The sequence below is a fragment of the Photobacterium sp. WH77 genome (assembly GCF_022014395.1).
Classification (GTDB): Bacteria; Pseudomonadota; Gammaproteobacteria; order Enterobacterales; family Vibrionaceae; genus Photobacterium; species Photobacterium arenosum.
This window is the reverse complement of the sequence record NZ_JAKLTE010000001.1, coordinates 63049-78565: the sequence shown is the minus strand read 5'-3', so window position 1 is coordinate 78565 and position 15517 is coordinate 63049. Positions and strand designations below refer to the sequence as shown.

At 52.6% G+C, this 15517-nt stretch carries 12 protein-coding genes and 1 pseudogene; 5 read left to right on the top strand and 8 right to left on the bottom strand.

Annotated features, from left to right (window positions below; translation table 11 throughout):
• Positions 1-2: 2 nt before the first annotated feature.
• Both L6J37_RS00350 and L6J37_RS00345 read right to left on the bottom strand, forming a co-directional pair.
• Positions 3-1019, bottom strand: coding sequence for a porin (locus tag L6J37_RS00350; protein ID WP_237793755.1), 1017 nt, complete (start codon positions 1017-1019; stop codon positions 3-5).
• Between the two features lie 471 nt (positions 1020-1490).
• Complete coding sequence (locus L6J37_RS00345) at positions 1491-1745, bottom strand: hypothetical protein (protein ID WP_192015443.1); 255 nt, start codon at positions 1743-1745, stop codon at positions 1491-1493.
• Positions 1746-2008: 263 nt separating this feature from the next.
• Here L6J37_RS00345 and L6J37_RS00340 point away from each other — a divergent pair, with 263 nt between their 5' ends.
• Complete coding sequence (locus L6J37_RS00340) at positions 2009-4078, top strand: BCCT family transporter (RefSeq protein ID WP_237793754.1); 2070 nt, start codon at positions 2009-2011, stop codon at positions 4076-4078.
• A 35-nt stretch (positions 4079-4113) separates the two neighbouring features.
• Here L6J37_RS00340 and L6J37_RS00335 read toward each other — a convergent pair whose 3' ends face one another.
• Positions 4114-4770 (bottom strand): pyridoxamine 5'-phosphate oxidase family protein, encoded by a 657-nt coding sequence (locus tag L6J37_RS00335; RefSeq protein ID WP_237793753.1) that lies wholly within the window; start codon positions 4768-4770, stop codon positions 4114-4116.
• Positions 4771-4868: 98 nt separating this feature from the next.
• Positions 4869-6428: pseudogene (locus L6J37_RS00330) on the bottom strand (MFS transporter); the annotation flags it as partial.
• 174 nt (positions 6429-6602) lie between these two features.
• On the opposite strand from L6J37_RS00330, the gene L6J37_RS00325 reads away from it, so the two are divergent.
• Both L6J37_RS00325 and pdxR read left to right on the top strand, forming a co-directional pair.
• The gene (locus tag L6J37_RS00325; protein WP_237793750.1) at positions 6603-6911 is read left to right on the top strand and encodes a helix-turn-helix domain-containing protein; all 309 of its coding nucleotides are present in this window, start codon (positions 6603-6605) and stop codon (positions 6909-6911) included.
• A gap of 44 nt (positions 6912-6955) precedes the next feature.
• A complete protein-coding gene (pdxR, locus tag L6J37_RS00320) occupies positions 6956-8410 on the top strand; it encodes a MocR-like pyridoxine biosynthesis transcription factor PdxR (protein WP_442956997.1) in 1455 nt (484 codons plus the stop codon).
• Positions 8411-8428: 18 nt separating this feature from the next.
• On the opposite strand, the gene L6J37_RS00315 is transcribed toward pdxR, so the two are convergent.
• Genes L6J37_RS00315 through L6J37_RS00305 form a run of 3 tightly spaced genes read right to left on the bottom strand, consistent with a single transcriptional unit; the run spans position 8429 to position 10648 of the window.
• Positions 8429-9412 carry a peroxiredoxin family protein gene (locus L6J37_RS00315; protein WP_237793748.1) on the bottom strand — a complete coding sequence of 328 codons (984 nt, stop codon included), beginning with the start codon at positions 9410-9412 and terminating at the stop codon, positions 8429-8431.
• Positions 9413-9446: 34 nt separating this feature from the next.
• On the bottom strand, positions 9447-9950 hold the full coding sequence (locus L6J37_RS00310; RefSeq protein WP_237793747.1) for a TlpA family protein disulfide reductase: 504 nt from the start codon (positions 9948-9950) through the stop codon (positions 9447-9449).
• 11 nt (positions 9951-9961) lie between these two features.
• Positions 9962-10648: a cytochrome c biogenesis protein CcdA gene (locus tag L6J37_RS00305; protein WP_237793746.1), complete on the bottom strand. Its 687-nt coding sequence runs from the start codon at positions 10646-10648 to the stop codon at positions 9962-9964.
• A gap of 221 nt (positions 10649-10869) precedes the next feature.
• Here L6J37_RS00305 and L6J37_RS00300 point away from each other — a divergent pair, with 221 nt between their 5' ends.
• Positions 10870-13218, top strand: coding sequence for a winged helix-turn-helix domain-containing protein (locus L6J37_RS00300; RefSeq protein ID WP_237793745.1), 2349 nt, complete (start codon positions 10870-10872; stop codon positions 13216-13218).
• 64 nt (positions 13219-13282) lie between these two features.
• Here the strand turns inward: L6J37_RS00300 and L6J37_RS00295 are convergent, their stop codons facing one another.
• Positions 13283-13564: a hypothetical protein gene (locus L6J37_RS00295; RefSeq protein WP_237793744.1), complete on the bottom strand. Its 282-nt coding sequence runs from the start codon at positions 13562-13564 to the stop codon at positions 13283-13285.
• A 519-nt stretch (positions 13565-14083) separates the two neighbouring features.
• Here L6J37_RS00295 and pykF point away from each other — a divergent pair.
• Entirely contained in the window at positions 14084-15496 is a 1413-nt protein-coding gene (gene pykF, locus L6J37_RS00290) for a pyruvate kinase PykF (protein ID WP_192015434.1), read from the top strand.
• Positions 15497-15517: the final 21 nt, after the last annotated feature.

Here is a 15517-nt window from a genome sequence, read left to right as displayed (position 1 = left end):
GATTACAGGTAGTAACGCATACCGATAATCCACATATCATCTTCAGGAACATTGATATCGTTACCCAGATCAAACTGGTAACCACCGAAGCCGACGAAAGTTGGTGTAAAGTTATATTCCGCCTGCAGCGCCATCTGGCTGAAGATGGTGTTGCTGTTCTTGTCATCTTCAACAGATTCGTAGTTCACGCTCAGGTTCAGGCTGCTTGGCAGGGCATAGGCCAGCAGGCCTTCAATCGCCACTGACTCTTCGAGACCACGGTTCATGTATTCGTTCATCGCATACACAACCGCCACGTACAGGCCGTCACCATAGGTGCCGTAATTGGCACTGAACATGTGTGAAAGCGCGGTTTCATCAAATGTTGTATTTGGTATCTGAACATCACCGGTGTTGAAGGCATAGTTCAGGCCGAAGCCCATGATCGAGTAGTTCAGTGCAATCTGGAAGCGGTCATCATAGTCTGCTGCCGTACCTGCCAATTCCTCACCCGTTGTTGCCCCCTGCCAGCCCAGACCAAACAACAGATCGCCGGCATCATTTAAGCTGAGGCTATTGCGGTAGGAGATCATACGCTCGGCACGTGCCGTACCCAGCGGGCCTTGATCGTCATACAGGAAGTCGTTCGCAAACGCGATAGGCAAATCGGCGATCCCTGCACCATCATAGTAAGGTGACCATTGCGTGCCCACCACGCCGCGGCCATAAGCATTGTGTGAGACACCAATGTAACCCAGACGGGTGGAGAACGTCTCTTCGCCGCCTTCCAGATAGTTCAGCGCCCATTCGCCTTTTGCATCGGCGGTAAAACCGTTCCCGATATCTTGTGCCACATTAATGTTGATACGCGGCGACACTTGCTTCACTTCCGTTTCGCCCTCTTCAGAACCGCCAAGACCCACAGAAACATGACCACCAATGGAGAACGCGGTGTCACCTTCGTTGTATAACTCAACCGCGACTGCCTGAGATCCATAAAATGCAGCTGCCACTGCAATTGCCAAGTGCTTTTTATCCATAATCATCTTTCCATCTTTTGTTGTGTTCTTATGCGCCGTTACACAGCGTTATGACAAAAATGTGAACATTTGAAACGAGCATTGAAAGCGTAGATAAGGAATGACATAAACACATAAAATAACGACAACAAATTTATTCAAAACTTGTGTTATGTCCCATTTGTGAAAGGTATATGGTATGAGCATACTTTGAACACATTATTGAACATGTGCCATAGCAAGAGGTTGAACGCGATTTGGGGTCAATACGGGCTTTAAGCCTGCCCGGCTGGGTGAGCGGATGTATTACACATCATGATGACGTTTTTGTGCTTGGCGAGTGAGAAGTGTGTTGTTTATTTGAGGGTTAGACGAAAAAGCCGCTGTCGTTACACACTGGATGACAGATAAAAGACAAGAGTTCAAAAATCCCAGTCCGCCATGATCTGAACGGACTGGGAACAGCGTTTAGCGGTGCTTCACAAACCTTTGTTATCGCTGACCCAGAAAAGCCAGCAAAGATTTCACTGCGCCCAGAAAGAAGGGAATAGCGATCAGGCCCGAGCCGATGGAGATAGCAATATAGGTGTAGCTGGTGCTGGTTGACGTATATTGAAAGGAGGCTAAAAAGTTCTGGTATGCCTGCAGGCAAAAGAAAAAGCAACCTATGGTTGCAATAGTCATTCCCAGTAAGCTTTTGATCTTAGACCATAAAAAATCATTGTTCGCGATATTATTTTCTTGCATCCGGTACTCTCTTCAAGATCCAAAGCCAAATCGGTCTACCCGGATGATCTCAAACTCGCCCGTGCAGGTGCCGGTACCTTGAGGTCACCCGAATGTCAGGCACTACTCTCATAATGCGGATGTTTTCCACTCAGATTAAATCAGCAGCCGTCTCATTATCGGACCCGCCGGGTAATGTCTTGTCTGAACAGGACAATTCACTCTGAAGCATGCCGTTGCGTATGCCATACTTGGGAGCAAGGTTTGAATCGTGGAGCGAGACTATGTCAGCAGATAAGCCGTCAGAAGAAAAAACGCAGCGCAGTTCAACAATCCTGATCCCCGTCTTTATCCCCGCCGTGGCGGTCATCTTACTCATGGTGATAGGCACCATCAGTAATCCGACTCTGGCCGGAAAAGTTTTCTCGGAAACCCTCAGTTACGTTACCCAGAGCTTTGGCTGGTTCTATATGCTGTCCGTCGCCATCTTTCTGTTTTTTGTCGTCGCCGTCGCACTGACTAAATGGGGAGAGATCAAGCTCGGTCCGGACCACGCCGAGCCGGAATACAGTTTTCCGGCCTGGTTTGCCATGCTGTTCTCGGCCGGTTACGGGATTGCCCTGCTGTTCTTTGGCGTCGCCGAGCCTGTGCTGCACTATGCCTCGCCGCCTGATGGTCCGGCCATGACAGTGGATGCCGCCAGGCAGGCAATGCAAATTGCCTTTTTCCACTGGGGGTTTCACATCTGGGCCATTTACGGCCTGGTCGGGCTGACACTGGCCTATTTCGCCTTTCGTCATGGCCTGCCGCTATCGATGCGTTCGACGCTGTATCCGCTCATCGGCGAAAAAATCCACGGCCCGATTGGCCATACCGTGGATATCTTTGCCATCCTCGGCACCCTGTTCGGGATTGCGACCACGCTGGGCTTGTCGGTGGCACAGATCAATGCCGGGCTGAATTATCTCTGGCCATCGATACCTGTGAATACCACAGTACAAATCATTGCGATTGTGGTGATCACCGCACTGGCGATTTTCTCTGTGGTCGCCGGCATGGACAAAGGGGTTAAGCGCCTGTCGATCCTGAATATGGTACTGGCAATATCGTTAATGTTGTTTGTGTTTGCCGTCGGACCTACCACCTTCATCCTCAATACTTTCATGCAAAACACCGGCAGTTACCTGAGTAATATTGTCGAGCGTACATTTAATTTACAGGCTTATACCGCCAGCGACTGGATTGGTAACTGGACATTATTTATCTTCGGCTGGACTATTGCCTGGGCGCCTTTCGTCGGCCTGTTCGTGGCGAAAATCAGCCGCGGCCGCACCATTCGCCAGTTCGTGGTCGGGGTGATGGTTGTCCCAACCATTTTCACTTTTCTGTGGTTCTCGGTATTCGGCGATACCGCGCTTCATATGATCATGGTCGATGGCTACACCCAGCTAATTGAAGACGTGCAGGCTGATCAGGCCATTGCGCTGTTTAAATTGCTGGAACAGCTACCACTGACTTCGATCGTGTCCTTTATTACTGTCCTGCTGATCATCACTTTCTTCGTCACCTCGTCAGACTCCGGCTCGCTGGTTATCGACTCGCTGGCCTCTGGCGGCGTTGCCCATACACCGGCCTGGCAACGGGTATTCTGGGCTTCGATGGAAGGGCTGGTCGCCGCTGTACTGCTGCTGGCCGGCGGCCTTGGTGCTCTGCAAACAGCATCGATTGTCAGTGCGCTGCCCTTTGCAATCATCATGCTGATCGCGGCAGTTGGCATGTGGCGGGCGCTGGTGATTGAAAGCCACCACAGCCAGAGTCTGGAGCAGCACGTGCAATCCCGATCGCGACAGAGTGGCGGGAAAACCGGACCGGGATACTGGAAAAAACGTCTGGCCAATATTGTCGATTTCCCCGGACGCCAAGAAGTCTCAGGCTTTATTCAGAAGACAGTCTACCCAAGCATGGAGAAAGTAGAGCAGGAGCTTGAGCAGCAGGGCTGGGTGGCCGAAGTGATTTACGATGAAGAGCAAGGCAGAGCCAAATTCGAGGTCTATCAGGAAGGCAAACTGGAATTTCTGTACGAAGTCAGACTGCGGGGCTACCTTATGCCTGATTTTGCCTTCCCTGAAACTGATCATAACCCGGAAGATCCGGAGCATTATTACCGGGCGGAAGTCTTCCTGCGCCGCGGTGGCCGGGCCTACGATGTTTACGGCTATGAGCAGCAAGACATTATTTCTGACATCCTGGATCAGTTCGAAAACTACCTGCACTTCTTGCATGTGTCGCCCGGCATCCTGCCGTGGAACATGGAAGAAGAGGAAAACGACGATCAGCAACAGGCGAAAGAGTAATCAAAGCCGCCCTCTCGCTGTGAGGGCGGCTTAGCTTAATTTTCCCAGCGCTTCCCGTAGGCCGCGCGGTAATCCGGCGTCGGGATCGCTTCGGGCAAACCCGCCGTCGCTTTGAGCGGGCCAACCACAGTACGATACGGGATAAAACCCGCCCAGACCGGCAAATCCAGATCCGCCGGATCGTCGCCCACTTCTTTATTGCTGATTTTCACCGAGGCCTCGTTAAGCGGCATCCGCAGCACAGTCGTCGCTGCCAGTTCCTTGCTATTACTCAGCCGGATGTCCTGCGTCCGTCCGGGGGCGATCTGCTCAACAAAATGGTTCAGCACCCTGTCTTTTTCAGCGTTATCCTCAATCACCTCAAACTGGCCGAACACCACAGCCGAGCGGTAATGGGCGCTGTGATTAAATGCCGACCGCGCCAGCACCCAGCCATCAAACAGGGTGAAGGTTAAACAGGTTTGCACCTCCTGCCTGAGCTTGCGCAGCAAACGGCTGTTGTTGGCGCCATGAATATAGACAATATCCCCCACCCGCCACGCCAGCATAGGGATCACCACTGGCCCCTGTGCTTCCTGTATCGCCACATGCGCCACCAGGCTTTCATCGATGATCTGATACAAGGCTTCCTGTTCAAACACCGCCTTGTGGGCTCCTTTCTTAATGTCGGTTCTCTTGCTGGTCGATAACATAACTGTCCCTGATTCCACTGCAACTCAAATAACCATGAAAAGATACCGGCAAACCGGTATGATTTTCAGAGCCAGTTTTAACCAAATGACAGTACCAGTTATGCCTGAACAGACCTGACTGTTCGGCGTCTTCGCAGCTTCAGCACAGCCACGACCGACACACCTGCAGCGATGGTCAGCAGCAGGCCATTGGTGGTCAGAAATGCAATCTTGAGCATCTCAGTCACCTGGTTCATCAGGATTGATGCTTTGTCATCCGCCCACTCAGCGATCAGAGTGGATGCATTGCCGGACGCCATGGCCGTCACCCAGTCGCCCTGATCTGCAAGGGTAAAGTCAGTCAGTTGCTCAGCCACCAGAGTCGTCAGCGCAGAGCTGATGAAAGAGCCGTATAAGGCCACAGCAATTGCCTCGCTGCCCAAACGAAAAGTGTTGAGCAACCCGGCCGCCATGCCAATATCACCCGGCTCGACACAGCTTAATGCTTCTCCGTCGACCAGTCCTGCTGACAATCCCATGCCTGTTCCCACCACAAACAGGCAACTACCAAACACCCAAACGGTCTGCATCGTTTCAATACCAAGAAGTAATCCGCCGGCACCTGCCAGCATGCATACAAGGCTCAGGTACATCAGAAAAGAAGAAGGGACGCCCTTGGCCGCTAAACGGCCCGCAATCAGAGGAAACAACAACACAGGAAGGGTCAGACACAGCATCATCAAACCTGCCGCAGATGCCGGCATCTGCATAGCGCCGGTAAGATAAGTGGGGAAGTAGGTCAACAAGGTGACAAAGGTAAAACTAGCGACCACTGGCACCAAAATGTACCCCATAAATCGGTTATTACTGAGCAGAGACAAGCTAAGCACTGGATTTTCCGCCCTTCTGATGTGCCAGACAAACACAAGGAACAACAACAATGAACCAGAGGTACACAACAGGCTGAGGGTGCTGCTCCAGCCCCAGTCATAGCCTTTTGACAGTGTCAGCATCAGCAGAAACATGCTACTAATAAACAGGCCGCCCCCGATTATATCAATCTCGCTGACTGGCCTGCCTGCCACTCTGGTATCGGGCAGCTTAATCGTGAGACACAGGACGAAAGCCAACACCACCGCATGCAGAATGAAGATCGCCTGCCAGCCTGACAACACCAGCAAGATGCCGGAAATTGTCGGACCTAAAGTGATCCCCAGACCAGCCGTTGTACCAAATAAAGCAAACGCCTGAGTGCGCTGCTTGCCGTCAAACACATCAATGAAAAGCGCACTGCCGCAGGAAAAAATGGCTGCACCGCCCACGCCGGCTACGGCCCGGAAGATATCCAGCCACAGAATATCCGTTGCCCATGCCGACCCGGCAGACGCCAGCGCATAAAGACAAGCGCCAGTGACAAAGGAGCGTTTCCGGCCAATCACATCTGACATTTTCCCCCACATCAGGGTAAAGCAGGCAAACGTCAGGTTAAACGCATTCACCACCCACTGTAAGCTGGCAACATCCGAATTCATGTCGGAGCTGATATAGGGCAATGCGATAGCAGTACCTGAAATTGAACTGGGCACCACAAACACCGCCAACAGCACAGCTAACAAAATGTATTTCTTGTCCGATAAACTGACTTCACTCATATTGATCCTTTCTATTGCTGACTCTTTAACACTTTTCTTTGCAGATTAACGTCATCCATGACTTCACCCGCGGTTACCATTACAATGGTTTGCTACAAAACGTACGTATCATTAAAGCCATACGTTCGAATATTATCGAACCTTATGAGCGACCGACAGATATGTCAATGGTTTTATATCCAATGACTGAGGAATATAAGTGTGTCAACACAGGAAAAGAGCAGCAGCATTAAGCGTGAATCCATGCTGGATATACTCAAAGCTCTAGCTCACCCCATCAGACTGAAAATCATAGTGGATCTGATAAACGATGAAGAAAATGCGGAACGGCATTGCACCTCATTCGGACTTACCGTATCCAAGGCAACAAGGTCTCACCATTTTAAAATTCTGAAAGACGTCGGTCTGATATCACATGTCGACCGCGGTAATTGCTCTTTAGCTAAACTGCGCAAAGCAGAGCTGGATCTCAACTACCCCGGTTTGCTCAATCTGCTGAAAGACAAGTGAGCAACTGTTAGGGTTCTGATAATCATTGGGCTTTGAGAGGTAAGCTGGACGTGGCTTTGTTGTCTCCCACACTCATAGAAACCGGCGATCTTTCGATCACTGGTGGTTCGGGTACGCGCCAGGATCGGCTTTTTCACGCGATCCGTGAAAAGATTGTCGGTAATTTGTGGCCAATGGGCGGGAAATTACCGTCAACGCGCAAACTGGCTGATGAATTATCCCTGAGCCGCAATACCGTCACGGCGGCTTATGAGCAACTGGTCGCGGAAGGCTATATCGAAAGCCGGTTGGGCTCGGGATTTTATGTCTCTGTTGAGCTGCCGGAACACTATCTGACGGCGCAATCACCACGAGTCGAAAGCAAGCCGCCAGCCACCGCGCAGACCTTTCATCTGAATGCGCCTTTTGCGCCCGGTGTGCCGGATCTGGATGCATTTCCGGCGGCCAAATGGCAAACCTTATTGCAGCGCCACGCTGGTCGGCAATCACTGATGGGTAACCAGGATTTGCAAGGGTTATCCGTACTGCGACAGGCGCTGTCTGACTATCTGGCTTCCAGTCGCTCGGTTCATTGTGATCCCGATCGAATCATCATTACCAGCGGAGCACAGCAGGCGCTGTCTCTTGCCCTGCTGGCGACACTCAACCGGGGTGATCGGATACTGATGGAGCAGCCGGGCTACACCCAGATGCGCAAGATCATCGACTGGCAGGGTTATCACTTACAACCGCTTCCTGTGCGGGCATATCAGGGGCTGGATGTAGAATCCGTGCTGGCCTGTGAGTCAGAGGCACTCTACTTAACCCCCAGTAATCAGTACCCGATGGGCACGACTCTGAACACAGAACAAAGACTGAAGCTGATTGAGTGGGCTGTACAAGGCAAGCGCTGGATCATCGAAGATGACTACGACAGTGAATTTCAGTTTGCCCACCGCCCTTATACCAGTCTGCAGGGGCTGGCCGGCCAGATGGGCTGTGATGATCAGATACTCTATGCCGGCTCATTCAGTAAGGTGATGTTCAACAGCCTGCGGCTGGGTTATCTGGTGGTGCCGCCCTCGCTGGTATCACCTTGTCTGATGATCAAAGATGCCCTGACCGGCGACACCCAGGCGCACATTCAGGCCGCACTGGCCGATTTCATTCAGGAAGGAGATCTGCTGCGCCATATCCGAAAAATGCGTCGGCTGTACAAAGAAAAGCATCGCTTGATGCTGGATGCCATCAGCCGATTTTTCGGGGATCAGGTTGAAGTGATCAGCCAGCCTGCCGGACTGCACATTACGCTCAGGTGGCAGGGCGGGATCAATGAGCATGACTGGGCGGAGCAAGCAGCGGCCGCCAGCATAGTGCTGCGGCCGCTGAGTTATTACGAACACCAGCAGCACCAGGCCAGAGACTGGCACGGAGCAGTGCTCGGCTTTGGCAATGTGGCTCCCGCAGACATCGAACCGCGGGTTGCCCGCCTGGCTGCACTGTTCCACAGCCAGCCATGACGGACAATCTCTCCGGGATCAACGTATCTGGTCGCCGCGGTACTGAATGCGCCCTTGCGGCCCGACATCGACCTGATAGGGCGTGGCATGTACGCCATACGCTTTGTACAGTGCATTGTCCGTATCAAAGATCAGCGGGGCCGTCAGTCCAAATTTTTCCGCAAAGCCTGCTGCGATGCCGGCATCAATGTAATACCCGCTGATCACGCCAACCCACTGGCGTGATTGATCCGACTCGACCTGCTGCTGCCACTGTGCCAGCTTGTCCTCACAATCCGGGAAGTGCGGCATCGGGCACAGGGCATCAACAAAGACCAGAGACACAGATTGCTTGCCTTTGTTTTGCGCCAGCAATCCCGCCAGCGACACCGTCTGATCAGATAAAGTCTGGCGCTCAAACCGGGGCGCTTCAGCACCTATCTTCGGCACCACATAAGACGCAGGCTGTTTACGCGTCATACTTTCTGATTCAGCTGGTGGCTGGACCGCTTTCCAGGCGTAGGTTTCTGCATCCCGCGCCGGGGGCGCTTCAGCCTTGGCCGCTGGATTCAGGTAAGCCAACAGGGCGTCATTCCCGCCCGAAAACACGACTTTTCCGTGCTCAATCAGCACATGTGCCGGGGTTTGCCAGAAGCCGAACTGCTTGAGCAGCGCCTGCTGATGGTCGAGCACCAGCGGTGCAACTTGCGGGTAATAGCTCTGAAATTCCTGTAATTGCGCACGCGTCACATTAAATTCCGGCTGGATCCAGATTTGATGTGTCGATTGCCGGAATGATGCTGGCAGCTGTTCAACAAAAGCCTCCGTCCCCCCACCGGCATAGCTGGTCCAGATATCCAGAAACACCAGATGGGTTCGTGTCTCATCAGACAAATCTATCGGCTGGCCGGACAGGGTTTGTTGCCGCTCCAGTAATGCCACGCCTGATTCAGCCTGAGTCACCGCCGGTGTCAGCAGGCAGGCCAGCACAGAAAATGTGTATAAAAAACCCGATCGTTTCATGCGTTCATCCTCTCATTTTCGTTCGTAGAACACTTCAGTGCTGAGCCCATTGCTCGATGATCTGATCCAGCTGGTCAGTGGCCAGAAAAGTGCGGTAGGCCACTTTTCCGTCTTTGTCGATCAGAATATGGTGCGGGGTGCCCACCACCTGATACTTCTGGGTGATCTCCCCGTTGGCATCAAAGATGGCCGGAATGTCATACCCTTCCTGACTGAAAAACTGCTGAATATTTGCCACCGAATCATTGAAACCAACATTGATCGACATCACTTTAATCTCATCACCAAATTGCTGCTCAATAGCATTCAGATGCGGCATCTCAGCTTTGCAGAAGCTGCACCAGGTCGCCCAGAATTTGAGATAGACAGGTTGTTTGCCAAGGTAATCCGATAAATCGAATGCTTGGCCAGACAGAGTTTTAGCCTCAAACAGCGGTGCGGTCTGATCCGTCTCCGCGGCCTGGACTGCAGACATTGACACGGCAACTGCCAGTACCATGGCTTGCCACCCTTTGTTGATTAACACAGAAGCTTTCATATCATCTCCGTTTACATTACCTGAAAGAAAAAGAAGGTGCCGGCGCTGGCCATCAGAGCGGCCATCAGCCATTTCACCCGGTTCATCCACTGACCGGAACGCGGCAGCGACGTCAGCAGGCCACCGAAAGTGCCAGCCAGCACCAGCAGCGCGCTCATTCCGAGCGCAAACACAAACATCAGCAAAGCGGCCCAATACGCATTACCGGAGGAGGCGACGTACATCAGCAGCATGCCCAACACCGGAGAAGTACAGGGCGCCATTACCAGCCCTGAACAGGCACCGGCCAAAAATGTGGCAATCACGGGCTGACGGACAAACTGAGGCAGAGGCAGACCCAGCGAGAGGCCCGGTAACTGAAGCCAGCCGAGCATCCAGGCGGCCATGGCGAAACAAAACACCCCCACCAGCATCAGGGTGATCGGGTGGCTGGCCACAACACCAAACAGTTGCCCGGTCGTCGCCGCCAGAACCCCCAGCAAGGCGTAAATCACAGCAAGGCCAATCACATAACTCACGGAAAGGCCGAAGGACTGCCAACGTCCTTTGGCATAGCTGCCAACCACAGAGACAGTGATAGGCAGCATGGGATATACGCAAGGAGTCAGGCTGGTCAGCAGCCCGGTAAGAAATACTGCGCCAACAATCCACAGCCCGAATTGCTGATTGAAAAGCGCGGTCTGAATAGCGGTTTCCATAGAAGGTCGCATCCTTTGTTAATAAAGATGCAACGGTTATATCGAACAACTCAGTTTGAGTTCTCAAATCGGCCTAAAATGGCGGTAAAATCTAAATGAAATCAATATAAAACAAAAATAATCAATAACTTAAAGCTTGAGCACTTTCCACTATCAGATTGATTTCAAGTTGTTTGTCCGTAAAATGAAGCATCAGAAATCAACACTCAACCGGACAATTTATGGCCTGCTTTCAGTTTGCTGCCTTTACGTTTGATCCCGAAACAGGACAGTTGTGCCAGCAGACGTCCGCAGGTCAAACCGACATCCACCTGCGCCATAAAGTGTCACAGTTACTGACCTATTTACTGACCCATCCGGATCAGCTCATCAGCAAAGACACCCTGTTGGACGCTCTCTGGGAGCACAGCGAATACCGGGAAAATTCCCTCACACAAAGTATTCGTGAGCTGAGAAAAGCGTTGGGTGACAGTGCCCAGAACCCGCAATTCATCCGGACCTATCCTCAGCGGGGATATCAGTGGATCTGTCCAATCAGCGAACCGAGGTGTCAGGACGTACCATCACCCACACGACAGGAAGCGCGGCCTGAAAAACGAACCCGCCAGATATCCAGACCCGTTCTGCTCTCAGGCCTGTTCACTTTACTGGTTCTCATTTCCGGATTGTGGCTGATGCAACGCCCGGTATTTCTGACGGCTCATAACCCGCCGCCACTCAACGCCCATCGCAGCACCGGGCTGGTCGTGTTTCCCATGATCAATGACACAGGCAAAGCCGAGTACGACTGGGTTCAGCTCGGGCTGGCCGATATGCTGTCAGTGCAATTGAATCAAAACGGACCACTGAGCGTGATTCCGCCGGCCCTTGCTAAAGCCTGGCTTCTGGATGCGGAGCTCAGCTGGCCTGCACTTCCGGCTCAGATACGCACGCTGCTCAAACAGCGGGGCTACGAGGCAGCATTGTTTGCCAGCGTCCGCCTGCACAATAAGCAGCAGGTGCTGACATTTCAGGTGATTTATGCGGACGGCCGGACTCAGCAAGGCAGTATGAGCTATCCGCAACTGGCATCAGCCATGCATTCAGTCAGTCACCAGCTAAACCGACTGCTCAGCCCCGGCGACATACGGCCCGAACCTCAACAGGCTCCGGCGATTGCCGTACAGACACTGGCACAAGGGCGATCATTGCTGCAAACACAAGGCGCTCAGGCGGCCAGGAAATACTTCGAAGCGGCGCATATTCTGGAACCCGAGAGTCTGTGGACTCAGATCCAGCTGGCCGGTACGGAAGTACTGCTGGGGCAGTGGCCGCAAGCAGCGCTTCGGCTTCAGGCCCTGCCGGAAGCACTGGTGCGTAAGGAACCGGCTTTGTATGCGGCGCAGCGCTACTGGCTGGCTGAACTGAGTTACCGACAGGGCGATTCGGATGCTGCCACTTTGACTGATGAGGCTGTTCGTGCCGCAGATCAGTCGAGTGATCCACAGATGCGCATCATGGCTTACCAGCTACAGGCGCAACTGGCGTGGAATGAGATGGACTGGGAAACCCATAACCAGCTCACGCAACACATCACTGCACTGTTAGGAAAAGGACAGGCACTGCGTCAGGATGCCGATCAACAGTTTTACCTCGGCCGTCCCGCCAGCGTCGGGCTGGAAAGAAGCCCAGACAATGACCTTGCGGCCAATAAAGAGCGCCTGTTTAAGGCACTGAATTTTTATCGTCAGCTTGCTGATCAACCACGTCAGGCTGCAACATTACTGGCCATCGCACAAAATGATCAGATTGAGCCACCGATCCGCGAATCTTCCTTGAGCGAAGCCATCGCAATGTACCGTGATCTCGGCCAGCCTTATGAGCTGGCGCTGGCATTGATTTATCAGGGATTTTATTTAATGCAGTCCCATCAGGGCCGAGCTGCGGACACTTTTTTCACTGAAGCCAGGGCTTTGGCTGAACAGCTCGGTGCGCGACGCTTGCTCCTCGACAGTGAGTTCTACCAGGCCTTTGCCACCATGGATCAAGGGTTGGATCTGCAGTGGCTGGGCAAACACGGGCAACAACCCCAACAACTGGCACGCGCTGAGAGAGCTTTTTCACAACTGCTGACAAAAGGGGTATCTCCTCTTCTGCAAGCCAATATCGCTTTATTTCAAGGCTGGATCGCAACCGATCAACACCAGATATCGTTGGCAATGGAACATCTTGATCGTGCCGGACACCTGGCACAATCGCTGAACCTCCCGCTGACCCAGAGCTATATCCGCTACAGCAAAATGCGGATTCATTTAGAACAGGGCAACTATGCTGCCGTGATTGCATTGAGCAGTGTCACGCCGATCACCCGACTTGAAGCAATTTACACCGCCCGGGCCCATTATGAACTGGGCCACCCCGAGCGGGCGTTAACCACTCTGGCACAGTTTCAGTCAGATTTTCCCGAGCAATGGCAACCTGAAGACGAACAGCGGCAGCAACACTATCAACAGGCTTTACAAGGCCGTTCTATCGTACTGTCAGCTGAGCCCAAAGCCCATCTCGTCTATTGCGAGAGCGGCTGGCTGTAGTCTTCACGAACGAGCGCCCCTCCGACTTGCCCTGAGCGCCGAAAGCTGATCGGGACGGTAAAGGTCAAGCGCTCACCCGCCATACCGGACGGCGGCCTGGGCAGAGGCTCGGCCCGTTTAACCAGCGCCTGATCTGACCATGCATAGGCGCTGTGATCGCCTCGACTTTCTCTTGGGCTTTCACGCCTGTTGGCGCACTGGCCGCTGTTGCCGCCGCCTGTTGTGCTGCCGCGGTCGGTTCAGCGGCTTTCACGGTTTTGTCAGGCTGTGGTTTAACGGGTTGCTCTGGCGGCGCTTTTTCAGCAGATATTTGCTCCACAGCATGGTAAGCAGGCCAAAACCTCATAAAATTCAGCGCCTGTCATGAAACAGCAATCTCTCTTCAACAGAATTGGTTATTTGATAAAAATCTTTTTTCGGCCGGGTGAGCCCCCAATCCTGCTGATGAGTGGATCAATGCCTTATCGTCTGTGGCTTTTATCGAGGAATCAGACGCATAGATATCTGGTCGGGTCAAAAAGTTGACACAACTCACATGCTGGTAAGGAAAAGAAACTCTGCTATACTTACGACCTTGTTAATTCAGCCACTTTGTGGCACTGGCAGCGGATCTCCACAGCCCTTGTGTCGACGATTCAGTCAGTCTGTAAGCCTTTTCGTCAGCTTTATCAAAGCAATGCAACTGCTTTTATAAAGCAAGTAATGTTGCCAAACAATTTGTATGGCTCAGTGATACCTTTCAGGACTTTGTTGATAAAAACACGATCATGATCTCATTTTGTAGCTATGAATCAACATCAACAGATCACCCCTTTGAGGTATAAAGCGCCAGAAGTTTCCTTCAAGTTCTCGGAGAATATTCTCAATGAAAAAAACCAAAATCGTCTGCACGATTGGTCCTAAGACAGAATCTGTTGAAATGCTGACCAAACTGGTTAACGCCGGTATGAACGTTATGCGTCTGAACTTCTCGCACGGCGATTTCGCCGAGCACGGTCAGCGTATCCAGAACGTTCGTGAAGTCATGGCGCAAACCGGTCAACCTGTAGCCATTTTGCTGGATACCAAAGGGCCTGAAATCCGCACCATCAAACTGGAAGGCGGCGCAGACGTTTCACTGACAGCTGGTCAGGACTTTACTTTCACCACTGATATCACAGTTGTCGGTAACCAAGACCGCGTGGCCGTGACTTACCCTGGTTTTGCCAACGATCTGAGCGCAGGCGACACTATCCTGGTTGACGATGGCCTGATCGAAATGGAAGTGCTGGCGACGACCGACACAGAAGTGAAATGCCGTGTACTGAACAACGGCGATCTGGGCGAAAACAAAGGTGTGAACCTGCCTGGCGTGTCTGTCAAACTGCCGGCACTGGCTGAGAAAGACAAAGCCGACCTGAAATTCGGTTGTGAGCAAGGCGTTGACTTCGTTGCCGCTTCTTTCATCCGTAAAGCAGAAGACGTTAATGAAATCCGCGAACTGCTGAACGCCAACGGCGGCGAGAAGATCCAGATCATCTCTAAAATCGAAAACCAGGAAGGTGTTGATAACTTCGACGCAATTCTGGAAGCTTCTGACGGCATCATGGTTGCCCGTGGCGACCTGGGTGTCGAAATCCCGGTTGAAGAAGTGATCTTCGCACAGAAGATGATGATCGAGAAATGTAACCGCGCCCGTAAAGTGGTCATCACTGCCACTCAGATGCTGGATTCTATGATCAAGAACCCGCGTCCGACCCGTGCGGAAGCCGGTGACGTTGCCAACGCCATCATGGACGGTACGGATGCCGTGATGTTGTCTGGAGAGTCCGCGAAAGGTAAATACCCGATTGAAGCCGTGACCATCATGGCGCAAATCTGTGCCCGTACCGACTCAGCAATGCGTGCGTCACTGAGTGCGCGCCTGGACAGCCCTCGCCTGCGTATTACTGAAGCCGTCTGTAAAGGTGCGGTAGACACATCCGAGAAACTGAATGCACCGCTGATTGTTGTAGCGACCGAAGCCGGTAAGTCTGCCCGCTCTGTGCGTAAGTACTTCCCGACAGCCAACATTCTGGCTATCACCACTAACACCAAAACCGCCGCTCAGCTGTGCCTGACTAAAGGCGTCACGCCAGTGGTTGTCGATGCCATCGAAAGCACTGATGCCTTCTACGCACGCGGTAAAGCGCTGGCGCTGGAGTCTGGCCTGGGTGCAAAAGGCGATATCGTGGTCATGGTCTCTGGTGCGCTGGTACCTTCAGGCACGACTAACACTGCCTCGGTACACGTACTGTAATTTCAGCCGTCACGGCAATTG

What these genes read in the sequence shown, in the direction of transcription:
- L6J37_RS00350 (WP_237793755.1), bottom strand. Translation starts at nt 1,019, where the DNA reads ATGGATAAAAAGCACTTGGCAATTGCAGTGGCAGCTGCATTTTATGGA.
- L6J37_RS00345 (WP_192015443.1), bottom strand. Translation starts at nt 1,745, where the DNA reads ATGCAAGAAAATAATATCGCGAACAATGATTTTTTATGGTCTAAGATC.
- L6J37_RS00340 (WP_237793754.1), top strand. Translation starts at nt 2,009, where the DNA reads ATGTCAGCAGATAAGCCGTCAGAAGAAAAAACGCAGCGCAGTTCAACA.
- L6J37_RS00335 (WP_237793753.1), bottom strand. Translation starts at nt 4,770, where the DNA reads ATGTTATCGACCAGCAAGAGAACCGACATTAAGAAAGGAGCCCACAAG.
- L6J37_RS00315 (WP_237793748.1), bottom strand. Translation starts at nt 9,412, where the DNA reads ATGAAACGATCGGGTTTTTTATACACATTTTCTGTGCTGGCCTGCCTG.
- L6J37_RS00310 (WP_237793747.1), bottom strand. Translation starts at nt 9,950, where the DNA reads ATGAAAGCTTCTGTGTTAATCAACAAAGGGTGGCAAGCCATGGTACTG.
- L6J37_RS00305 (WP_237793746.1), bottom strand. Translation starts at nt 10,648, where the DNA reads ATGGAAACCGCTATTCAGACCGCGCTTTTCAATCAGCAATTCGGGCTG.
- L6J37_RS00300 (WP_237793745.1), top strand. Translation starts at nt 10,870, where the DNA reads ATGGCCTGCTTTCAGTTTGCTGCCTTTACGTTTGATCCCGAAACAGGA.
- L6J37_RS00295 (WP_237793744.1), bottom strand. Translation starts at nt 13,564, where the DNA reads ATGAGGTTTTGGCCTGCTTACCATGCTGTGGAGCAAATATCTGCTGAA.
- pykF (WP_192015434.1), top strand. Translation starts at nt 14,084, where the DNA reads ATGAAAAAAACCAAAATCGTCTGCACGATTGGTCCTAAGACAGAATCT.